We start from the raw sequence: 22,274 nt of genomic DNA on the forward strand, positions 1-22,274 counted from the left end.
TAAAGCAATTTTAATCTAACACTATTAAAATGTCAATGCCTTCTTCTATAATATCCTGCCCCTGCCGCCACTAACTCCTGAAATATCTTTTGACTGCTCTTATCCTTCATCATCACTTCAGGATGCCATTGCACTCCTATGCAGAAATGGGCGTCAACTTTCTCAATCCCTTCGATGATGCCATCGGGAGCGACAGCGCTGATCACAAATCCTTGGGGAGCCTCGGAAACTGCCTGGTGATGAACACTGTTAACTGCGATTCGCTCTTCACCAAGGAAGGTCCTTAATCGGGATTCCTTGAGAGTTATTTCATGCCAGGGGAAGTCCCGGGGGGCTTTCATCTTATGCTCCATAGATTCTGGGCATTGGCTGATAATATCCTGAAAAATCTTTCCGCCTGCGGCTACAGCCAGCACTTGAATCCCTTTGCATATCCCTAAGAGAGGAAGGTTCACTTCCAGAGCCTTTTGGGTCAGGAGAATCTCACTGAAATCCCGATCCGGCAGACAATCTCCGATTCCCCGCAGCGGATCTTCCCCCAGCAAAATAGGGGAGATATCCCCTCCACCCGTAAGGATAAGTCCATCCATAAGGGCAATGACTTCCTCGGCATCTTCAGCGGCAGCGACTGGGGGTAATAGTATGGGCTGCCCTCCCGCTTCCCTAACCGCTTCCACATAGCGGGCCCGCGGATAGGATTTTAGCTCCTCATTACAATGAGCAGCAGTTATGCCAATGACAGGTTTGCGCTTCATTATGTATCTCCTCTCCATACATTTCTCTACACCGTCTTTATAGCGTATGATTATTGGGCCGCTCAGAGCCTCTTCCCTAAACATACTATTCAATACTCTGCATTAAGTGATGAAGAATAAAAACAGCATTAGTCGTTCCGACCAACGCTGCCGCTGTGTTTATCTTAATTTATCTTCATTCCATGTATTATACTCATTAAATATCAGTCAGTCCTAAACTGATTTCAATCGCTTGATCCACCCTCAGCATCACTTCTTCATCAAGAACGGCGACCTTCTCCTTGAGGCGGCTTTTGTCAATCGTTCGGATCTGTTCCGTCAAAATGACCGAATCCCGTTCCAAACCACTGCGCTTGGCCCGCACCTCCACATGAGTCGGCAGCTTTGCTTTAGCAATCTGAGATGTAATCGCAGCTATAATAGTCGTCGGACTAAACTGATTTCCGATATCATTTTGGATCACCAACACAGGGCGGGTACCGCCTTGCTCGGATCCGACGACGGGGTTGAGTTCAGCATAGTAGATTTCCCCGCGTTTTATAATCATCTCTGACACTCCACATTAGAATCTTCATAAACCACCTGGACCTCTTCCTCAGCAAGGAACAGCTCTCTGGCAATGGCTAAGTTCAATTGAGCCATTTCCTCATAACCTTTACGCATCTGTTCGCGGATTCCCCGTTTCCGGCGTTCATGAAGAACACTGTTGATTGCTTCACGTATAAATTCGCTACGATTTCTATTCTCAAGCGTAACGACATCATCCACTTCCGCGAGCAAATTCTCCGGCAAACTAATCATTATCCGCTTACTCTCTGCCACACCAGCACCCCCAAGTCATTTAGCCACAGCTATACTTCATTATAGACAATAACCCTAAAAAGTGTCAACGAAGTATGACGTTGAGATAAGCTAAAAAACCTTCAAATCAGCCTTATTCGCCATGTAAATTTTGGCATTCCTTGGTTTTCGCCATTAATTAGCTTATTTTTCGGGATTATATCTATTATATGAGTATAGCCTCAATGATATACTCTCAATCTGCATTCTGCTAAATTTTCTTCTGCTTGGCAAGAATTCGTTCCACTACGCTTTCATGGGCAAGTCTTTCCAATTGATCATCTAAAAGAGTTAAGTTCCCGGCTTCTCCTCTTCTTTCCATGGCTAATTTCAGCAACACATCAGCAAAATGAGGATTCTTAGGCAGCAGGGGGCCATGCAGATAGGTTCCAAAGACATTTTTATAGCGCATGCCCTCTCCTTGATCCTCGCCATTATTCCCATGACCATGGATGACCTTGCCCAGGGGTTCTAGTCCAGGGCCAAGATAAGTTCTCCCCGAATGATTTTCGAATCCCACCAAAGTAGACAGGGAACCGGAATTCACCTCTGCCAGCTCTTCAAGCTCTAAATTCACCACCACATTGCCGATCAAGCGGTTGGCACCGGCCACGGTCCAGAGATCCAGAATCCCCAAACCGGGAATCCTCTGCCCCTCAGCGGTCTGATAGTATTGACCCAGAAGCTGATAACCACCGCAGATGGATAATACCACCAGTCCATCTTCAATGGCTGCCTTTAATTCCTCAACCCGTCCCATCAGGTCAGCCACGAGTATGTTTTGTTCCCGATCCGATCCTCCCCCGAGAAACAAGATATCCAAAGCATGAAAATCAATCTGCTCCCCTAAAGAAACATTTTGCACCTCAAAATCTAACCCACGCCAACGGGTTCGTGCTGCCAAGACCAGAATATTTCCTCGATCCCCATAGAGATCCAACAAATCCGGGTAGAGATGGCCGAGTTTGATTTTCAAATTTACCCCTCCCCTCTTTGGATGTGTTGCCTGGAATTCAGCTCGCAGCTCTTAATCTGCCTGTTCGCCAGAAGTTCCCGTGTGGGAAAAAGCAAGGTGTAGGTAGGAAGGATAAAAATTGTTGCCTGACCTGCCAAGCCCTCAGATAGTTTCTCCAGAGCATTGCTCATTTCCCGTTCAAGGTGCAACTTGTCTGCCGGTACTCCTGCATATTTGAGGCGGACCGCCATATCCTCCGCCCGCAGCCCGGAACAGACAATTCTTTGAATTCGTTCCTCTTCTCGGCCTAAACACTCAAAGTCTACATCCCACAGCCAGGAAATATCCCGGCCATCGGCCGCTAAATCATTGATGCCGATGAGCAGACGAATAGGATGCTCTTTACGGCTTAATACGGTCTGAAGCACTTGATTAAAGCCGGTGGGATTCTTAACCAGGGTCAAAGTAACTGCTCCTTGGGGCAGGATGAATTGCTCCATGCGGCCGGCCTGTGGTATGAATTCACTTAAGCCCCTCTGAATTTCCCGATCTTTTATTCCTATACGCTTGGCTGCCGTCATGGCCGCTAAAGCATTGTAAAGATTATAATATCCTTGCAGGGTTATGGAATAGGAAGTCGGCTCCACCCTGAATTGGATTCCATCTTCCCCCGCTTTGACATTCTGAGCCAGTACAGGGGGCTCCGGACGCTTATAACCGCAGGGGCAGGCATAGATTCCTAATTGTCCATAATGATAAAGAGTATAGACCAATTCTGCTCCGCAATGAGGGCAGAACCTGGCTTCCCGAGTCTCTGTGCTGTAGATTTTACTGTCCGGAGTCTGCTCCACCCCATAATATAAAGTATGGATTCGCTCCCGACCGAATTGAGCCACCAAGGGATCGTCAGCATTAAGAATCAAATGCGTTTGAGGGGGAATGGCGTCCCGGACAAGTTTAATGGTGGTATCCAGTTCTCCATAGCGATCCAACTGATCTCTGAAAAAGTTCGTTACGATGGCGACATGAGGAGCGACCTGCTGACAGAATTTCGGTACCGTAGCCTCATCCACCTCCAAGAGGGCCATCTTTACTTTGGATCGTCCCCCCCAACCGGTATTGGCCAGCAACGCCCCGGTAATCCCTGTGACTAAGTTAGCCCCCGCCTGATTAAAGGCAAAGGTCTTTCCGTCCGCCTTGAGTATCTGGGCCAGGAGGTTGGCTGTGGTAGTCTTGCCGTTGGTTCCTGTCACCATAATAATCCCATCCGTATAAGCGCTGCTCAGCATGCCCATGAGCTGAGGTTCAATCTGCAAAGCTATTTTGCCGGGCAGGGTTGTTCCCTTTTTGCCCAGCAGCTTTAATATACTGCCCATGCCCTTGCCCGCCCATAGGGCGAGCCAAAAACGACTTGTTCGTCTCACGCCTGTATCTCCTTTTCACCCGATGTCCCAATTTTAGCATTCCTTAAGGGACTATATCAAGGATTAACACAGGTTCCTGTCAGAACTACTTGAAAATAAAGCAGGGAACGGACTTCGCCGTTCCCTGCCAGGCTCTTATTTAGCAGCCATGCTCCTCTTCTTCAGATAATTTTGATTGACACAAGTCAAGGGAGCTTCCCCTCTCAGCACAGCGGCAATATTACCAGCGGCAATCTCGGCCATGGCATCCCTGGTCTCAACAGTAGCATTGCCGATATGAGGAGTAAGGATGACCTGATCCAGCTTTTCCAGCCCTGCCGTGATCTGAGGTTCAAACTCATACACATCCAGAGCTGCTCCGGCAATGCTTTTATTTTCCAGAGCCTTCAACAAAGCTTTCTCATCGACCAAAGGCCCCCGAGCGGTATTGATCAGATATGCCGAAGGTTTCATGGTTTCCAGCTCCCTTTCCCCGATCATATGATGAGTGGCAGGACTATAGCTTAAGCTCAAGCTCACAAAATCCGCAGTTTTCAACACACCTTCCAAAGACATATAGGTGAACCCAAGTTCTTTCTCCTGCTGTTCTGAGAGGCGTGTTCGGCTGGTATAGACGATTTTCATATCAAAACCTTTCGCCCGCCGGGCAATAGCCTTCCCAATATTCCCCATGCCGATAATCCCGAGGGTCTTGCCTGTAACATCCACTCCCAGATGGTACAAAGGAGCCCAACCTTTAAAGCGTCCGGCACGGGTCTCTTTATCCCCTTCAACAATGCGGCGGGCGATGGCCAGAATAAGGCCGAAGGTCAAATCCGCCGTGGCATCCGTGGAAACATCCGGAGTGTTGGTTACTGGGATATTGGCTTCCCCAGCTGCAGCAATATCAATATTGTTATAACCGGCACCATAATTGGCGATCACTTTCAGCTGGGGGTTGGCTTCGATAATATCTTTATCAATCGCATCGGACAAAAGGCAGAGCAGAGCATCCTTGCCTTTCAGACCGGCAATGATTTCCTCCTTGCTCAATAGCCGCAAATTATCATGCATGGTTACATCAAATTCTTTAGAGAGAATCTCATAAGCAAGTGAAGGAATCCTTCCTGTAATAAACACCTTTTTTCTGTTTGAATTTACATTTTGTTTCATATATTAAAACCACCTTCCGCAATGTAAAACACTCTTTGTTGGTTCTAAAATACCATAGCACTCACCCAAAGACAATACCTGGAAAAAAAGCTTTTATCTTTGAAAAACTGTTAAATTTAAAAACGTTCCAATAAAAGGGATAGTTCAGATAATTATCTTAAATCTGTATACCTGTGCTGGACAGTCCCCAAAAATCATCTTATAATTTAATAGCCAATTTCCTTTTGGTAAAATCTATTTGTGATGTATTTATGATGTAGTTGTATTGAGCAAAAGACAGGAGGGAAAGCCCGTGCTCTATTCTTATCTGGATAAACGGCCCACCCTGGGGAAGGATGTCTTCATCGCCGATGGAGCAAAGATAATCGGCGATGTCCATATCGATGAGGGTGCCAGCATTTGGTACAATTCCGTAATTCGCGGTGATATAGCTTCTATTTACATTGGTAAAGGAACAAATATTCAGGATCTCTCCGTAATCCACGTTAATACTAATGTGCCCGTGATCATTGAAGATGATGTTTCCATAGGCCACTCCGTAACTCTGCATGGGTGTACCATTAAGAAAGGAACCATGATCGGCATGGGTTCCACGATTCTTAACGGAGCCATTATTGAGGAGGGCTCTATGGTGGCTGCAGGCTCCCTCATCACAGAGAACAAACAGTTTCCCCCTCATGTTCTGATTATGGGATCACCGGCTAAAGTGGTAAGAGCGCTCACCTCTGATGAAGTAAACGCTCTTAAAGAAACTGCCGAACGTTACTCCCAAAAAGCGCGGGAACATCGGGAAAACAGCCCTCTTCCTATAGCAAAATGCTAAGATCTGTTTAAAAATCCGGCAATTTCGAAATGACTCAGCAAGATGAGTAAACTTCAAAAGCGGTGATTTTTAATATACCGGTCGAATAATACACTTCCCACAGAAAAAGCACCTTCCTCAAACTGCTATGCTCCCCTTAATGACATTGACTTGACAGGGGGCAGTTCAAATGGAAAGTGCTTTGTTTTATTTAATATACACCCGTGGAACCCGCTTCGATATTCCACAGACAATCTCATAATTTATCGTATCCAACCAACCGGCCATTTCCGTGGCATCGATCCGTTCATAACCATCCATGCCGAGTAGGGTAACCACATCCCCTACCTGCACCTCCGGTATTTTCGTGACATCCAGCATGGTCTGATCCATACAGACTCTCCCAATCATGGTGGTTCTTCTGCCTTTAATTAAAACTTCACCCTTATTGGATAGATTCCGGCGCAGACCATCGGCATAACCGAGGGGAATCGTCGCCACCCGGGTGGGATAGGCGGTTCTGAAGGTTCTGCCATAGCTGATGGTTTCCCCTTGGGGGACCACCTTGATATGGTTGATCTTGGCTTTCCAGGAAAGTACGGGCTCCAAACCTAAATCATTGCCCACATGCTGGGAGGGAGGAAGTCCATAGAGAATAATCCCCGGCCGCACCATGTCCAGATGAGCCTCCGGCAGCTGCAGCAGAGCTCCGCTGTTGGCTGCATGCCGGATAGGGATATGAATTCCCTGGGCTTTGATTTTATCACACATCACTAAAAATTTCCTCAGTTGCTCCCGGGCAAACCTCAGATCACTATGATCCGCCGTGGCAAAATGAGTATAAATTCCCTCTATGTAAAGACCAGGCAGCTTGGTACAGCCGAAAAGTTCTTCCCAATCCTCTTCTCTGAAGCCAATGCGCCCCATTCCTGTATCCACTTTAAGATGAATTACTGCCTTCTTGCCCTGTCTCTCTGCTTCTTTCGCTAAAATTACTGCTTGATCTAACTGATACACCCCGCAAATAATATCTTCTTTAACAACTGTCTCTATGGATTCTTCGGGTAAAGAACCGATGAGCATGACTTTGATATCCGGATACGCTCTTCTAAGCTCCAAAGCTTCATTCAATAAGGCAACTCCGAAACGACGGGCACCTCTTTCATAAAATGCTTCTACTGCTTGTAAGGCTCCATGTCCGTATGCATCAGCTTTGACTATGGGCATGATTTCACTTTCAGTCAAGGCCTGAATCCGGTCATAATTCCTCTGCAGCGCTTGTAAGTTGATTTCTGTCCAAACCGGTCGTCTATTTTCCATGGTGCCCTCCTTAATGATTATTCTCCAGACTTCTCCGTGCCTTGGGCAGCTGATCCGCCACCTCACCGGCTGTGTATCCGCTTAAGCCGAATTCACCGGTCAATTGATCCGCTGCCTTGCCATGGAGATATACCCCCAGACAGGCTGCAGCTAAAGGTTCCACCCCTTGGGCCAACCAAGCCAGAATACTCCCTGTAAGCACATCTCCCGTCCCTCCGGTCCCTAATCCTGGATTACCGGTAGGGTTAAGGAATGCCCGCCCATCCGGGGCAGCAATAATAGTAATCGCTCCTTTAAGAACAATGATACTTTCCCATTCTACAGCCTTACTTATGGCCAGTTCAAGCCGATTGGCCTGCACTTCTTCCGTCGTACACCCGCACAAGCGAGCCATTTCGCCGGGATGAGGGGTAAGGATTAAAGGCCCCCGGCCCTGGCGCCAACCCAGAATTCCTGGTTCCTTGGCCAAAACATTCAAAGCATCGGCATCAAGGATTACCGGAAGAGGAAGATTGCGTAGAACTTCCTCTATAACCAGCAACAACTCAGGCTCTTGCCCTAATCCCGGGCCTATGGCTAAGGCTTGGGCCTTCTCCGCCCGTTCGTAGATAACAGGCCAGGCATTGCCATTGAGGGCCTTTTCACTTTCCGCACCCCAAACCGTAGCTTCTGTCAAAGCAAGATCGATTCCTTCCGCAAGTCCACGGGGAACAACCATCTGCAATAAACCTATCCCCGAGCGCAGGGCGGCTTTACCAGCCAACAAAGCGGCACCGGTCATTCCTTCCGAACCTGCCACCAAAACCCCCCGGCCATGGGTCCCTTTATGTCCCTGCAGACTGCGGATGGGTAAATATTGGCACACATCCTCAGTCAATATAGATGTAGTCAGCTTTTCATCATCCAGGAAGCGTTCCGGAATGGAAATAGGGTCTACGCTGACCCGACCCGCATATTCGGGTCCTACCCCTAAAAAATGACCGAGCTTGGGCAGACCAAAGGTAACCGTGGCATCAGCCATGATGGCCTTGCGGTAAACTTTTCCCGTATCTGCCTCCACACCACTGGGAATATCTACGGCAACAACAGGCACCTGAGCCCGATTGATTTCTTCCACATATTCATCAATTAAGCTGGGCAGGGCGCCGCGAAAGCCCGTCCCATAGATAGCATCTATAATCACATCAGCCTGAGCAAGCGAGATTCTCACCAGTCTGCGCTGTTTTTCTCCCTCGATAGTGAAGAGCTTACCCCCGGTATTTTGGTACAGTCGATAATTGAGGGCTGCATCACCTTTGAATTCTTCAGCCCTGGCGAAAGAATAGACGGTTATATCCATTCCTAAGATCAAGAGGTGCCGGGCAACAGCTAAGCCATCCCCGCCATTATTGCCTTTACCCACAAAGACCGTAGCTCTTCCCGCCGACAGTTGAATATGCCGGTCTTCAAGCATTTGACGGACTTCTTGAATCACTGCCAAGGCTGCATTTTCCATGAGCAATAAACTGGGTATACCAAAATCCCGAATTGCCCGTTCTTCCAGTTCGCGCATTTGTTGGGCACTGACCACTCTCATAGCTCCACCCCCACCTATCTTTATAGAAAACCCCGAAAGCACTGCTTTCGCACTGATATGAACGAGGCTGTCAAGTGTGCCTCTTTAAAATCTTTTGGTTTTATCTTGGAAAGACTAACTATGGCTCTTTCCAATCATGGAGGATAGGGCAATGCTGGAGAGCAACCCGAGCGCCATGATTGGGTTCTGCTACAACGGGGAACTGGATTACCCCCGGTTCCCTCTTGAATTTGAAACGTTGTAGGAGAATCTAAAGCGTTAAACTCTTGGGGCAAAGCCCCAACCTATTACACTCTCCTTTTAAAGACACGGCACGAAGGCAAACAAAACATCGACGGTGAGCAGTCTGATATTCGTGGGTTTGGCTATCCACATTAAATCTCTCCGTCGGGGGAGCTAAGCCACGAACTTGTGTCGTGCATTCAAACGTCAATGACATCTTAGCACATGTGCGAATCGTGGGTTCTCCTTTACGGATTTTCACGTTTGCCTTCGGGCCCTACCTTCAACTGGGTGTTCTTTATTCGTTATCGTTGAATCTTAAGACACGGTCTCTTTCTCCAGTTCATTGGCAATGGCCCAAACAAAGCCTGCTAATTCACGGGCCACTGCTGAGACGACTTTGCCGGGAGGTTTGCCCTTGGCCATAAGTTTAGAGTATTTACCATGCAAACGATGTTGAGCCTTCCATGCCATAGCTTGAACCTGAGGGGGGAGTCCTTCCTGTCTTTTGAGAAGATTCCCTTTGAGTGCCGGTTGATATCGGTAACTCCAAGCAGCCTCGACCAGCAATCGGCGAACATGGGTATTTCCTGCCTTGGTGATCGCCCCCTGTCTCCGTCTTTCTCCACTGGAATATTCGCTGGGAACCAGCCCGGTATAGCTCATCATGGATCGAGCACCTTCAAATCTAGTAAAGGAACACACTTCAGCCACTAACCCTATCGCTGTAATCTCTGCTACTCCCCGTAGTGATTGTAATCCTTGAATGATAGGGGCTTTAGGGCTATACAGGGCTTGATGATGCATTTCCTGTTCTATCCGTTGTAAACGTTGCTCTATCTCGTTGAGATGGTGGAGGTATTCCTGAAAGACCACACGAAGGGCTGCATTACTCCATTCTAAACGATTAAGCCACTTACGATGCGCTGCAGACCAATTTCTGACGTTCTCTGGAGAAGTGATGTTATTGCGCATAAGAAACTTGGTGAGGCGATGCCTTGCTCTGAGTTGATCCTCTTTAGCATCTTCCCGAGCCCGGACTAAGTCACGAAGCGCTTCATCCTCTTCAGTTGGAACATAAACAGAGGTCAACTCTCCGGCACGCAAAAGCTGGGCTAAACGCAAGGCATCACGACGGTCCGTCTTGACCCGTTCCCCGGGTCGTTTTGGAATGAGTGACGGGGCCACAACAACACATTCAATGTCCATACTTACCAGCAAACGATACAGCCAATAACCCGTTGGACCAGCCTCATAGCACACCTTGAGTTGTGAGGAGTCGCCTAGTTTCTTAAAAAGTGTTCTTACGGCTTCAGGTGTATTAAGAACAACTCCCCAATAACGCGGTGCTCCACGACCTTCGTCAGCAAGAGCGACAGCAATCTTTTCTTTTGAAACGTCTAATCCTACGTATTTTGTGGCATCCTTCATAGTATGGCTCCCCTTTCGTATGTAGCTCTGTTTTGGTTCGGCCATACTAGTTTGTACCAAAACAACCTACGATTTACGAAAGGGGTGCCTCGTTCATGATAACTTGTTGCTTCGCCGTGCTTTAAACGCATGCTCGTAAATGAGGCGAAGTCGCTGGTTGCACTTATGCTTAGAAAGTATATAGCGCAAGCTTATACTTTCTGACAGTGCTAAAAAAGTATGGCCATTCCTACAGCGTACTCTTTCTCGTGGGAAAGGCTTATGCGGATCTGGGTTCCCCCCCGTCTATGCAGCACTATCTCAGCCTTTTCCGTAAGGAATACAGCAGGTTCCCCCAAATCATTGCTGAGGATCTCAATATCATGCCAGGAAAGGCCTCTTAGTCCTGTCCCTAAAGCTTTAAGGACCGCTTCTTTACCTGCAAAACGCGCCGCCCAGCTGGATACTGCCTTATGCTGCAACTTCTCAATTTCACGTTCGGTAAACAAACGCTCCCGAAGCTTTGGTGTTCGCTCACAAGCTTTAGCAAAGCGCTGAATTTCTACAATATCCACTCCTGGGATCATAATATGCCTCCCTAAAAATCCCTACAACTTTTCCAACATATCCTCATCTTCCATAGTGGTTAAGGGCAAATGCATGGTTACAGTCGTGCTGATATTGGGTTGACTCTTAATCTGTAAACCATACTCTTTGCCATAGTGGCCAATTAAGCGTTCATGAACATTAGCCATACCCACTCCATTACCTGAACCAACACCGGGTTTTAACACTTCCTGGAGACGTTCCGGCTGTATGCCGACTCCATCATCAGCCACAGTAATATACAGCTCCTGGCCTTTTTGCTCCACTTTCACAGAGACGACTCCATTGCCGATTTTCTCCGTAATCCCATGCTTGACGGCGTTTTCCACGAGGGGCTGAACGCTTAAGCGCGGAACCAAGGCATCCATGAGCTCTTCGGGAATCTCACTTTTAAAATGAAGCTTACGCCCAAAGCGAGCTTTTTCGAGAATTAAGTAAGTCTTAACAAAGCTCATTTCCTCCCGCAAAGTAATCAAACTTCCATGGGATTTGAGCGCCTTGCGGAAAAATTCCGCAAGATGAATCAACAATCGTCGTGAACGATTGGGGCTGGTGCGGCTGGTGGCAATAATAGTATTGAGAACATTGAAAAAGAAATGGGGATTGATTTGAGCTTGCAAGGCATTCAGTTGTGCTTCCGCAGCCAGTTTCGCCTGGTGATCAAGTTCTGCTAGTTCAATTTGAATCCCCAGTAGATCAGCCATCCCAATAGCTAAGCGAATCAGATCCGATGAGAGCTGTCCAACCTTGGTTTCATACAATTTCATGGTTCCCACTACTTCACCCTGACACTTCAGAGGTACGATAACAGCCGCCGCCAGAGGACAATCACAGGTGTTCTGTCTGGGACAATTCAATTCTTTTTGAGTTCGTACTATCTTATAAACTCCGGATTGGATCACATCCCGTGTCGCCCGGGTAAGAATTTTATCTCCCGGATGATGCTGATCGCAGCCCACGCCCAAGTAGGCCAGCTGCTTTTCACAATCTGTGATTGAAACAGCCGCCACTTGGCCAATCTCTTGAATGATTTTAGCGATGTACTCTGCGTTTTGTTCATTAAGCCCCCGGCGCAGGTAAGGAAGAGTCTGGTTGGCTATTTTGAAGCTAAGCTCCGCGTTTCGCTCTGTAGCCTGCCGGGCAGTTTTTTTATATTCCAGATTTAAGTGATATAAAAGAAAAAATGTATTGCCTATTAAAAATAAAATTAACAGATTCATCTGGCCTGTTACTAAGACCAGCATTAATTCCACACCGAGTATGACTATGCTTTCAAAGATCATCCATCATCCCTCATGTCCTCTATAATTCATAGAGAGTTTCGACAGATGGCTATCCACTTCCTGTATTCTAGCGAAGGATTTCCTGAAGTTTTTCTTTCCCTTGTTCAGAGCCTACCGCCAGTAGGATATCTCCGTCGTCCAGGATAAACTCCGCTCCCGGAGAAAATTGCTCGATTCCCCCTCTGACCACAGCCACCACCGTTAAACCTGTTTTCTCCCTTAATTTTAAATCGCTTAAGGTTTTTCCCTTGGCGCTGGAGCCTTTGGCAACTTCAATTTCGGCCACATCCATCCAACGGCTGGCCAAACGATCCGTATAGTTCACGATTTTCGTGAGATGGGCATCGATCTTCTGATCGAGCTCACGTCTTTGTTCCATCAGCTTTTTCAGCTCATCAAAATAGACCTGAATTTCTGCTTTCTGGTCAAAACCTCTCATAAATTTTTCGGCCATGCTTTTGGAGACTACCGTAATCCCCACCCCTTGGCTTACCATGACTACACCCATCGTTTGGAGGATAGCAATGGAACGCCGGATGGTCTCCGGAGATACATTATAACGACCCGCTAAAGTAGAGCGTCCATGAATTTTTTCCCCTTCCCGGTATTCTCCCATAACGATAGAATGAGCAATATCTATCGCAATTTCCTGATAACGTGCATTATATTCCATCGGATTCCTCTCCTTGATTCATCTTATCATTAACCTTTAATTCTGCTACTAAGTGAACTACAAATTCTTACACTTAAATGCTTACTAAGATAACCCATATACAAAATAAACATATGTACAAAATATACAATTGACTGCTACCAACCCATATGATACTATTAAGTTGTTAGTTATGCAACTTAATATGGGCTTAATTTCCCAAGGGGAAAACGGGGGAACCAATTTAGGGGTGAATCGTTTTAAACGTAGAGCATGTTTCAGCTCGAACCCGTCAGCTAACCTCGTAAGCATTGAAGCACATGAGGCGTAAACACCTGATTATGTAATATGCTTTTTCTTGGGAACCGCGAGGTTCTTTTTTGATTCTAAAGACTTATTTTATATCTGCAAATAGAGGAGGGCAATCACTATGGCAATAGAATTTCTACCCCCTAACCCAAGACAGGCTTCACAAGCAAGAGCTTTGGAATTAAAACAAAAAGTTCAATCCTACAACAAACGCAAAGAAACGATTCCCTGCGGCCTTGCCTTAAGCGAAGAATTTAATGAAAACCGAGACTTTATACTGGATCAGTTAGATGCTGACCTGGAGCATTGGCAGGATTGGAAGTGGCAGCTTAAAAACCGTATTCAGGATGCTGAAAACTTGAGCACCCTGCTTCCCCTGACCCCCAAGCAAAGACATGAAATCAACGAGGTGGGCAAGGCTTACCGTTGGGCTGTTTCACCCTATTATTTAAGCCTGATCGATAAAGATGATCCTCAGGATCCCATCCGTCTGCAAAGTCTCCCCTCTGTGGAAGAGATCCTCGACGATTCCGGAGAAGCAGATCCCATGGGAGAAGAGTATACATCCCCTGCGCCTTGCATCACACGTCGTTACCCGGATCGCCTCATTATTAATGTAACCAATTTGTGTGCTATGTATTGCAGGCACTGCCAACGCCGACGGAATATCGGGGAAATTGACCTCCATGAAACCCGTGCTAACCTGGAGGCCGCCCTGGATTATATACGCTCCAATCCAGAGATTCGGGATGTGCTGGTCACCGGTGGCGATGCTCTCCTTCTCAGCGATCAAATGCTGGACTGGTTATTGGGAGAATTGCATGAAATTAAGCATGTGGAGATCAAACGTATTGGCACCCGGGTTCCTGTCACTCTGCCCATGCGCATTACCGATGAGCTCTGCGCCATTCTTGAAAAATATCCACCCCTTTATATCAATACTCAATTCAATCATCCCCAAGAGGTGACCGAGGAGACCAAGAAAGCTGCTGATCGCTTAATCAAAGCGGGAGTCATCTTAGGCAACCAAGCAGTTCTTCTCAAAGGAATCAATGACCAACCAGAGATTATGAAACGCCTTAACCAAGAACTTCTTAAAATTCGCGTTCGCCCCTACTATATTTTCCATGCCAAAAATGTTAAAGGCACGAGCCACTTTATTCCCCGCATTCAGGACGGGTTAAGGATTATGGAAAACTTGCGCGGCTACACCTCTGGTTTGGCCATTCCGACCTATATTATTAATGCCCCGGGAGGCGGTGGCAAAACCCCCATCTTACCACAGTACCTTATTTCCCTAAACGATGAAGAAGCAGTCATCAGAACCTGGGAAGGTAAGGTTGTGCATTATCCTAATCATTAACTATCTATATAAGGAGGAATCGGTATGAATTCACAAAAACTAACCCCTGACCCAGTCTATCAGGCCATCCTCCAGACCCATACCGACAGCCTAAAGCGCTATCTCTCTTTAGCGCCTGCCCTCAGAACTCCTTCTCAAGGGAATAAGAGTGGGGCCAATCCGGCCAATCAATACAATCAAAATCTACAGAGTCAAGCCAAATCATTCGAAGAAGGCTAATAACCTTATCCAAAGTCAAAAATTTATCTTGCCAAGCGATTTACGGCTGGCCCCCTTTCCTTAAATTGAATGGGTGGTGTCAGCCGCTTTATTTTGCGCCTTTTTCCCTTGCCAGGTTCCCCTTCTCTCCAGTTCACGGTCAATGGCATTAAGAATTTCCCATTTTTTCAGGCTCCAAAGAGGGGCTAGCAAATCCTTGCGGGGGGCATCCCCAGTCAAGCGGTGAATAACCGTCTGCGCAGGCAGGATTTCCAGTGTATCGCAAATCAAATGGATATACTCATCCTGAGAGAGTAAGGGAAAAGGACTCTGCTCGTAGATATCAGCCAGAGGTGTCCCCTTCAGCACATGCAAAAGATGCAGCTTAACTCCCTGCACATCGAGTTTGGCTAACGTTTGTGCTGAGCCGAACATATCCTCCAGGGTTTCCCCCGGCAGCCCATAAATCATATGGGTACAGACCCGTATGTTTCTGCGGCGGAGCTTATCCAAACCCTGAAGAAAATCCTCAAAAGTATGTCCTCTCCCCACCCATTCCATAGTCCGATCATGAATGCTTTGCAGGCCCAGCTCCACCCAGAGATACGTTCGTTGATTGAGCTCTTCCAAATAATCCAGCACCTCAGCCGGCAAACAATCCGGACGGGTGGCAATGGACAGCCCCACCACACCCTCCTCCGCCAAAGCTTGCTCATAGACTTCCTGCAAGCGCTTCAGTGGGGCATAGGTATTGGTATAAGCCTGAAAATAAGCCAGATATCTGGCACTGGACCATTTCCGGTTCATGACTTCCTTAATTTCACAGAATTGTTCATGAATAGATTTTTCTGCCTGACCGGCAAAGTCTCCGGAACCTCTCGCGCTGCAATAAATACACCCTCCCTGTCCAACCCGGCCATCCCGATTAGGACAAGTAAATCCTGCATCAAGGGATACCTTGAACACTTTGTCACCAAAAAAATGGCGCAAATGTTGATTTAAAGTGTAATAACGCTTATCCCCATTTTGCCAATTAAAGTTTGATTTTTCTTGCCTACCGTAACTCAACTTGGTATTGCCTCCCATTTCCTCGGCTGAGCTGCTGATTATCCCTGAAATAGTTCCAGTTTCTCACCTGAGGGACCTCTAAAGAAAAAATTATAGCGTCCTCCTTCCATCTCACGAGGTTCTTCATCAATACATTCTACATGGTGATCCTTCAACCAGGCTACCGCCTGAAAGATATCTTTTACTCCCAGTGCCAGATGATTGACCACGCCATCCCCGAATTTCCTTTGGTCATTAACTTCAATCAGCTCAATGACAGTTTCCCCGCATTTCAAGAAAATAAGCTCTACATCCCCGGGTTTAATCCGCTCGATGAGTTCAAAGCCAAGTACCTCAGAATAAAAAGCGGCGGCCCGATCCATATCGATTGCTTTAATCCCAATATGGGCTATACCCTGGAACAATTTCTTCTCGCTCACTTCAATACCTCCACTATCTTTTTTGAACTGCCGCTTATAGAGCTTTATTGGTGACGATGGGCTGCTTCCCAGTTGAGAAGCCGCACTTTATGATCAAGACCACTGGCATACCCCACCAAATCCCCCTTCTTACCTACTACCCGATGACAGGGTATGATGATAGCTATGGGATTCTTGTTATTAGCCAAACCCACGGCCCTTTGGCCTTTAGGGTTGCCAATATTTTGAGCAATCTCGCCATAACTGCGGGTTTCCCCATAAGGTATTCTGCACAGCTCTTCCCATACTTTAAGTTGAAAATCTGTTCCCCTGGGGTCCAAAGGAAGATTGAATTCTTGGCGGATACCCGAAAAATAGTCTTCCAACTGCTCCATAACCTTTTGATTAGGCAAAGCTCGAGGAATAACCAATGAGCCAGGCACATGCTTCCGCGCCCATGCTCTTACTTCACCTTCTTCTTCTTCCGGAGTCCCTAAACCTACCCAACAAAGGCCTTTCTGAGAGCTGGCCACGCTGATATTCCAAGTGAAATCTGCTTGCTTATATTCTCTGGCATAGAAAGTAAATATTTCTTTTTCTAATAATTCAGAGACCGGAAAGTGGTAATATTCCCCTTCCAAATAGATTTCAGCCATCTCTTGATCCTGAATAAGTGTTTTGTGCAATTCCTCCTCAATTTCCCATCGTTCCTTGGCTGAGGGACAGGCTTTCATCAAAGAAAAAATCCAGACCGCCAGCCCTCTTTGGTTGACATCCCGGGCTTCGAGAAAGGGATACACCCTCTCCACCAAGGGATCCACCACTTCGGGAGCATTAATGGAGAGGTTAAGCAACCCCCAAAGAGTCCCTTCCTGCAAGCTTTCATCTTCCAAAAGATTAGCAAGCATCCAGTTAAAGTGACCGCACTTCTTAGGGTTAGAGGCCATGATACTGCCAATCGCCTCAGCGGCATTCCAAGCATTGCCGCCGGATTCCTCATTCAAAGACCAAAAATACCGGCGTACCAGTTCCACAGAAGAGTCCTTCTTCTGTTCCTCCGCCAAAGCGGAAGCTACCCCCAGCGCTTCTACTGCACGCCATAAACCCAATCCATCCTTTATATAAATCCTGTTTACTAAGGTGCGAATTGCTTTTTTACTGCTGAGAAGAACCAACTTCTCTAAGTCCTGCCAATTTCGTTCCAGTAAGATTTTTTCCATCCTCTCCATCGTTTCACCTACTTTTCTGATTCTTGACCTATTTATTAATCATCCTCTAAAAGTGGAATTTTTTCAATAGCAAAATAAAGCTAGCGGGGATTTCCGCTAGCTTTATAGCTTCGCCAGATTGAAAATACTCATCCTAGTCTTTAATCTCTTTAACCTTAGCCCAAAAATTAGACTCAACCAATACTTCTCCCCCGATACCAAAGTTGCTGTACTCATGCTCATCGAGAACAACAGTAAAGGAGGCCATTGGCAGTCCTGTTGCTTGAGAGGCTGCTTGGGATATTCCATGAATCAGACTTCGCTTCTGATCCATAGTAAGTACAGGGCCATCGAAATGAATCATTGGCATAAAATGACACCTCCAAAAAGCTTCTTAATACATCTATTAAGCTTCCCGAATTATAACCGAAACATGTAAAAATAAAGAAGGAAAATTTCAATGAATGGAGAATAACCATGATAAAGGAATGGATTAATAAGGCCATGGAGGTCTTGCCGTTACAATGGTGTCTCCATGGCTTTTTAGCACTCTTTTCGCATTAACATATACAGCACGAGAGGATTGGGCGTTAAAATACTTTAGGTATGTTACTCATGATAAGGAGGAATGGCAATGTGTGAAGCAAATGCTTATTTGAAAGATGGTGTTGAGGAAGTTCTATTTATGGAAGCGGTGGATATTATCGAACCTCATGACGAAGGGCTGAAGCTCGTCGATATTTACGGCAAGCAAAAGTTTATCAGAGCGAGTATTAAGGATATGAATTTGCTCAATCATCGCATTGTGCTTGAGAAAGGTTGATATGTATGAGCATTGAATTGAAATCCATCGGGACCATTCATACTCCCTATATACCAACACTGCCGATTCCTGAGCAACCTGTGCAGGACGCTCCCGGGGAATTCTGGATTTCCCTTAACCCTGAGTATGTCGAGGGGTTGAGTGAGCTTTCATCTTATCGCTACATTACACTGCTTTTTTACCTTGACAAGGTATCTGAAAAGAATTTAAAAGTTAACCCGTCTATAGCGCCCGAATTGGAAGTGGGGGTTTTTGCCAGCCGCTCTCCCCGCCGTCCCAACCCTCTCGGCTTAAGTGTGGTGGAGCTTAGAGGAATTGAAGGAAACGAGATTCTCATTTCCAGCATTGATGCCTATAATGGTACGCCTCTATTGGATATTAAACCCTATATTAAGTCCATTGATATAAAGGCTGATGCCAATGATGGCTGGATGGATACCCTTCCCGACAAGGAGCATCTCCTGGCTCATTTCCTGGGCCTCCCCCACGACCATACCCATGAGCACTCCCTCGACCATGCCCATGAGCACTCCCTCGACCATGCCCATGAGCACTCTCACGACCATGCCCATGAGCACTCTCACGACCATGCTCATAAACACTCCCACGACCATAACCATTGATCTAGTGCTGATAACAAACAATGCTCCCTGGAGAATCAGGTTTACCTCTTCTCAGGGAGCATTTTCATAGTGCAATGCATACTCGGGTTTAGTGCACCGGTTTTTCCTGCCCCGCTACATTAGGGGTAGGTGCCTTGGGTTTAGTGTACTGGGGATTATTTCGTGTGCTATCACTATAGCCGGGGCCAATTTCTCCCTTGCTGTCTGCTCCAAGGTCTTGGCCATATGATGCGGGTCCACCATACTTTTCATTAGGATTCTCCTCATATTGGATGCCATTGCCCTGGTTCCATGGACCACGGGCATCCCCCGCACCGGTGGATAGATTCATATACTTCTTCGTGAATTCAGTATCCCGGAAATTCGCATCTGTTCCCGTGCCTTTTAGAGTTTCCAGCGCCTGCAAAAAGGAGAAGTTATGAGATTCTTCCCGACTGAGGAGGAAACGAATCATATCTTTGACACCTGCATCGTCGGTTTGTTGAAGTAAACGCTCATAGATTAGTTTTGCCCGAAGTTCGGCAGATGAATTGGAGGCTAAATCTGTATAAAGATCGCCGGTGGTCTCGATATAAGCCGCGGTCCAAGGAGCGCCCATGGAATTCGTAATAATCGGTCCTGCAGGTAAGAGCGCCATGTGAATCGCCGGAAAATCCCGGGATACATTATCAGTTGGGCCAAGAAGCATGGCGATACATTCCCCAACCATCTCAAAGTGGCTTAACTCCTCTGCCGCGATATCCTGCAGCATATCCCGAAGCTTAGGATCGTTGCAGCCAACGGCTTGAGAGAAATATTGCATTGCCGCTTTCAATTCTCCATGGGGTCCACCAAACTGTTCAAGCAAGAGATTAGCAAAACGAGGATCGGGGCGATCGACACGTACGGTGTATTCCATATCCTTGATATGTTTAAACATACGAACCCTCCTTTAATTTAGCTATAAGCAGTCGAATTTATTATCCTCAAAAGGGGAGAAACTATGCGAATAAAAATGCCCAACAGACAATGGTTTCATCTGTTGGGCTATCTTTTTTAAAAGCTTAATTCAATGCTTGCTTTAATTAAATTTTGAACTGAGCAATTTCCAGACTTAATTTTCCGGCCAGCTGTTCAAGTTCTTCTGCCGTTTTGACTACATTGCTAAAAGCACTGGCTGTTTGCTCCATGGATGCACTCACTTCTTCTGATGCGGCAGCGGTTTCCTCGGTTACTGCGGAGATATTCTGAATCACGTCCACGACTTGATTCGAATCCATGGTCATTTCTTGAATCAAAGCCGTAGTATGCGCAATTTTTTCTCTAATTGCAGCCATCGCTTGAGATATCTCAGCAAAGGATTGGCTGACATCCGCCACAGATTGCCCAGTGGCTTGGGAGTGATTCTTCACTTCTTTCATCACACCCACCGCATGATAGCTCTCCCTTTGAATATCTTCCACAATCCCTTCAATACCTTGGACCGATTGAGCAGATTGCTCAGCAAGCTTACGGATCTCATCCGCCACCACGGAGAATCCCCGACCGGCCTCTCCGGCCCGGGCAGCTTCAATGGAAGCATTTAAAGCCAAGAGATTGGTTTGCTCTGCAATATTTGTAATTGCAGCAAGAATACTGCCAATAGCTTGGGATTTACCATCAAGATTACGGATCACTTCACTGATCTGATCAACAGCTAAGCTGCTGTCTTCCGTTTTTACACGCAAATGCTCAACCGACTGCAGCCCCCGCTCATTGGCCTGTTTAGCATCCATGGAGGAGTTAACCATTTCCACCGAGTTCGCCCCGAGGGTTTGGATTTTTGTGGCAAGTTCCGTAACCATTCGAGTACCTTTTTCCGCCTGAGCCGCTTGGTCGGAAGCACCGCCGGCAATCTGAGCTGCTGTGGCATTAATCTCTTCACTGGAGGCCATCGTCTCCTCGGCACTGGCTGCCAACTTTTCGGCAGAGGTATTCATCTCTTCAGCAACATGCTTAATATTTCCGATCAGACCCGCCAACTGAATGACCATTTGATTTAAGGTGTTGGTCAATGCACCGGTTTCATCCCGGGACAAGGCCCTGGCCCGAACTGTAAAATCCCCGGAACCAATTTTCTCGCTATAGGCAAACAAGGCTTTAAGGGCTTTAGTGAAGCCACGGGTGGCAAGTATTCCAAAAACTATAGCTAACGCGGCAAAAATTACACAATAGGTCAAAGTATTTCTGAGGATTTGGGAGACCGCTTTATTGATCTCGTTATATCCTAATACGCCAACGAACTTCCACTGGGTCTTGGGATAGGCCGCAAAGACACTGAATTGTTCTTCTCCACCATATGTATAATCGACAATTCCTTGTTCCTGAGCCACGGCCTTCTTAAGTTCTTCCACAGGGATCTCTTCCCCAATCAAGGCAGGGTCAGGATGCGTCATAATTTTGCCGCTTTGATCCAAAAGGAAGATATAGCCCTGACGGCCAATCTTCATATCCCCAACTAAAGCACTTAAAGTATCGAGGGCAATATCAACGCCCACCACCCCGGTTAATTCCTTTGTGGATGGGTCCAGGACAGGTCTGGCCGCTGACACCACTAACCTTTTTGTCGCTGTATCCACATAGGGTTCGGTCCAAATAATCTGCCCGCTGCCTGCCGCCTGCCGGTACCAATCCGTAGCCGTTGGATCAAAACCCGGAGGCAACTCTGCCGCGGGGTACACAATCATCTCCCCACTCTTTGTTCCTAAATAAATATTCAAGATGTCAGGGTTGCTCTCTTTATAAATTTGGAAGCTCTGCAAAGCCTCCTCACTTTCCCCCTGCAGGGCGGCAATCAGAATACGATCTTCCATTCCCAGCCGCTTTAGATTTTGTTCATATCCTTCAAGATACAATGTCGTGGAATCTTGTATACGTTGCATCGATTGTTCTGCTGTATTCTTAAGCTCATTTTCCAGCGCATTACTCGCTCCCTTGTAGCTAAAGAACCCCAGCAGCGCTGTCGGGATCAGGGCTGCAAAAAGTATGACTGCCGTTATCTTTTGTCTAATCGAGAAAACCATTCTTTTACCCCTCTCAGAAACATCCTAAATTTTTTTCTTTTTCAACAAATTATACATATCTTCAAATAAATCAGCAATATATGTCGAAATAAAAGACCATATTTTGTTGAAGCGCTTAAAGCCTATGCGAGAGCAGTGGTTCATTCGGGATACTCTTGTCAGAAGAAATTATTTCTAATGCCTGCTCCTGTCTTGTTTTTTACAATGAGATATGCTATTTTTATGAATAAGGCATTTCGAGAGTTA

At 46.6% G+C, this 22,274-nt stretch carries 23 protein-coding genes and 1 riboswitch; of the genes, 5 read left to right on the forward strand and 18 right to left on the reverse strand.

The window, feature by feature from the left end:
- Window positions 1-32: 32 nt before the first annotated feature.
- The 6 genes from DESLBE_RS10080 to DESLBE_RS10105 all read right to left on the reverse strand — a co-directional run bounded on the left by DESLBE_RS10080 (window position 33) and on the right by DESLBE_RS10105 (window position 5,126).
- Window positions 33-755, reverse strand: coding sequence for a gamma-glutamyl-gamma-aminobutyrate hydrolase family protein (locus DESLBE_RS10080; RefSeq protein WP_144676571.1), 723 nt, complete (start codon window positions 753-755; stop codon window positions 33-35).
- Window positions 756-951: 196 nt separating this feature from the next.
- Window positions 952-1,302, reverse strand: a complete 351-nt coding sequence (locus tag DESLBE_RS10085) for a type II toxin-antitoxin system PemK/MazF family toxin (protein WP_005817423.1) — start codon at window positions 1,300-1,302, stop codon at window positions 952-954.
- Window positions 1,299-1,577 carry a ribbon-helix-helix protein, CopG family gene (locus DESLBE_RS10090; RefSeq protein WP_011461523.1) on the reverse strand — a complete coding sequence of 93 codons (279 nt, stop codon included), beginning with the start codon at window positions 1,575-1,577 and terminating at the stop codon, window positions 1,299-1,301. Before DESLBE_RS10090 ends, DESLBE_RS10085 begins: the two co-directional genes overlap by 4 nt.
- A 229-nt stretch (window positions 1,578-1,806) precedes the next feature.
- The gene (locus DESLBE_RS10095) at window positions 1,807-2,571 is read right to left on the reverse strand and encodes a glutamine amidotransferase (protein WP_005817427.1); all 765 of its coding nucleotides are present in this window, start codon (window positions 2,569-2,571) and stop codon (window positions 1,807-1,809) included.
- A 2-nt stretch (window positions 2,572-2,573) separates the two neighbouring features.
- Complete coding sequence (locus DESLBE_RS10100) at window positions 2,574-3,974, reverse strand: MurT ligase domain-containing protein (RefSeq protein WP_144676573.1); 1,401 nt, start codon at window positions 3,972-3,974, stop codon at window positions 2,574-2,576.
- 135 nt (window positions 3,975-4,109) lie between these two features.
- Complete coding sequence (locus tag DESLBE_RS10105; protein WP_144676575.1) at window positions 4,110-5,126, reverse strand: 2-hydroxyacid dehydrogenase family protein; 1,017 nt, start codon at window positions 5,124-5,126, stop codon at window positions 4,110-4,112.
- Between the two features lie 292 nt (window positions 5,127-5,418).
- Here DESLBE_RS10105 and DESLBE_RS10110 point away from each other — a divergent pair, with 292 nt between their 5' ends.
- On the forward strand, window positions 5,419-5,949 hold the full coding sequence (locus DESLBE_RS10110; protein WP_144676577.1) for a gamma carbonic anhydrase family protein: 531 nt from the start codon (window positions 5,419-5,421) through the stop codon (window positions 5,947-5,949).
- Window positions 5,950-6,135: 186 nt separating this feature from the next.
- Here the strand turns inward: DESLBE_RS10110 and alr are convergent, their stop codons facing one another.
- From alr to DESLBE_RS10140, 6 genes are all read right to left on the reverse strand, one after another.
- On the reverse strand, window positions 6,136-7,248 hold the full coding sequence (gene alr / locus DESLBE_RS10115; RefSeq protein ID WP_144676579.1) for an alanine racemase: 1,113 nt from the start codon (window positions 7,246-7,248) through the stop codon (window positions 6,136-6,138).
- Between the two features lie 10 nt (window positions 7,249-7,258).
- Window positions 7,259-8,824: an NAD(P)H-hydrate dehydratase gene (locus DESLBE_RS10120; RefSeq protein ID WP_144676581.1), complete on the reverse strand. Its 1,566-nt coding sequence runs from the start codon at window positions 8,822-8,824 to the stop codon at window positions 7,259-7,261.
- Window positions 8,825-9,364: 540 nt separating this feature from the next.
- The gene (locus DESLBE_RS10125; protein ID WP_144675186.1) at window positions 9,365-10,477 is read right to left on the reverse strand and encodes an IS110 family transposase; all 1,113 of its coding nucleotides are present in this window, start codon (window positions 10,475-10,477) and stop codon (window positions 9,365-9,367) included.
- 209 nt (window positions 10,478-10,686) lie between these two features.
- Window positions 10,687-11,043 carry a holo-ACP synthase gene (locus DESLBE_RS10130; RefSeq protein WP_015943369.1) on the reverse strand — a complete coding sequence of 119 codons (357 nt, stop codon included), beginning with the start codon at window positions 11,041-11,043 and terminating at the stop codon, window positions 10,687-10,689.
- Between the two features lie 21 nt (window positions 11,044-11,064).
- Entirely contained in the window at window positions 11,065-12,345 is a 1,281-nt protein-coding gene (locus DESLBE_RS10135; RefSeq protein WP_005817438.1) for a histidine kinase, read from the reverse strand.
- Window positions 12,346-12,412: 67 nt separating this feature from the next.
- Window positions 12,413-13,018, reverse strand: a complete 606-nt coding sequence (locus DESLBE_RS10140; RefSeq protein ID WP_005817440.1) for a TrkA C-terminal domain-containing protein — start codon at window positions 13,016-13,018, stop codon at window positions 12,413-12,415.
- 177 nt (window positions 13,019-13,195) lie between these two features.
- A riboswitch (cyclic di-AMP (ydaO/yuaA leader) is annotated at window positions 13,196-13,323 on the forward strand.
- 104 nt (window positions 13,324-13,427) lie between these two features.
- On the opposite strand from DESLBE_RS10140, the gene eam reads away from it, so the two are divergent.
- Together eam and DESLBE_RS10150 are read left to right on the forward strand one after the other, a co-directional pair.
- Window positions 13,428-14,669 (forward strand): glutamate 2,3-aminomutase, encoded by a 1,242-nt coding sequence (gene eam / locus DESLBE_RS10145; protein WP_005817444.1) that lies wholly within the window; start codon window positions 13,428-13,430, stop codon window positions 14,667-14,669.
- Between the two features lie 24 nt (window positions 14,670-14,693).
- Complete coding sequence (locus tag DESLBE_RS10150; protein WP_144676583.1) at window positions 14,694-14,888, forward strand: hypothetical protein; 195 nt, start codon at window positions 14,694-14,696, stop codon at window positions 14,886-14,888.
- Between the two features lie 60 nt (window positions 14,889-14,948).
- On the opposite strand, the gene DESLBE_RS10155 is transcribed toward DESLBE_RS10150, so the two are convergent.
- From DESLBE_RS10155 to DESLBE_RS10170, 4 genes are all read right to left on the reverse strand, one after another.
- Window positions 14,949-15,953, reverse strand: coding sequence for a TIGR01212 family radical SAM protein (locus tag DESLBE_RS10155; RefSeq protein ID WP_144676585.1), 1,005 nt, complete (start codon window positions 15,951-15,953; stop codon window positions 14,949-14,951).
- 20 nt (window positions 15,954-15,973) lie between these two features.
- Complete coding sequence (locus DESLBE_RS10160; RefSeq protein ID WP_144676587.1) at window positions 15,974-16,354, reverse strand: VOC family protein; 381 nt, start codon at window positions 16,352-16,354, stop codon at window positions 15,974-15,976.
- 44 nt (window positions 16,355-16,398) lie between these two features.
- On the reverse strand, window positions 16,399-17,562 hold the full coding sequence (locus DESLBE_RS10165; RefSeq protein WP_144676589.1) for a DVU0298 family protein: 1,164 nt from the start codon (window positions 17,560-17,562) through the stop codon (window positions 16,399-16,401).
- Between the two features lie 133 nt (window positions 17,563-17,695).
- On the reverse strand, window positions 17,696-17,911 hold the full coding sequence (locus DESLBE_RS10170; RefSeq protein WP_005817453.1) for a tautomerase family protein: 216 nt from the start codon (window positions 17,909-17,911) through the stop codon (window positions 17,696-17,698).
- Window positions 17,912-18,175: 264 nt separating this feature from the next.
- Here DESLBE_RS10170 and DESLBE_RS10180 point away from each other — a divergent pair, with 264 nt between their 5' ends.
- Both DESLBE_RS10180 and tsaA read left to right on the forward strand, forming a co-directional pair.
- Window positions 18,176-18,364, forward strand: a complete 189-nt coding sequence (locus tag DESLBE_RS10180) for a CooT family nickel-binding protein (RefSeq protein ID WP_015943365.1) — start codon at window positions 18,176-18,178, stop codon at window positions 18,362-18,364.
- Between the two features lie 5 nt (window positions 18,365-18,369).
- Window positions 18,370-18,987 (forward strand): tRNA (N6-threonylcarbamoyladenosine(37)-N6)-methyltransferase TrmO, encoded by a 618-nt coding sequence (gene tsaA, locus DESLBE_RS10185; RefSeq protein ID WP_144676591.1) that lies wholly within the window; start codon window positions 18,370-18,372, stop codon window positions 18,985-18,987.
- An 88-nt stretch (window positions 18,988-19,075) separates the two neighbouring features.
- Here tsaA and DESLBE_RS10190 read toward each other — a convergent pair whose 3' ends face one another.
- Both DESLBE_RS10190 and DESLBE_RS10195 read right to left on the reverse strand, forming a co-directional pair.
- On the reverse strand, window positions 19,076-19,906 hold the full coding sequence (locus DESLBE_RS10190; protein ID WP_144676593.1) for a manganese catalase family protein: 831 nt from the start codon (window positions 19,904-19,906) through the stop codon (window positions 19,076-19,078).
- Between the two features lie 145 nt (window positions 19,907-20,051).
- Window positions 20,052-22,028 carry a methyl-accepting chemotaxis protein gene (locus DESLBE_RS10195; protein ID WP_144676595.1) on the reverse strand — a complete coding sequence of 659 codons (1,977 nt, stop codon included), beginning with the start codon at window positions 22,026-22,028 and terminating at the stop codon, window positions 20,052-20,054.
- Window positions 22,029-22,274 lie beyond the last annotated feature (246 nt).

This window comes from Desulfitobacterium sp. LBE (genome assembly GCF_007830365.1).
GTDB classification, from domain to species: Bacteria; Bacillota; Desulfitobacteriia; order Desulfitobacteriales; family Desulfitobacteriaceae; genus Desulfitobacterium; species Desulfitobacterium hafniense.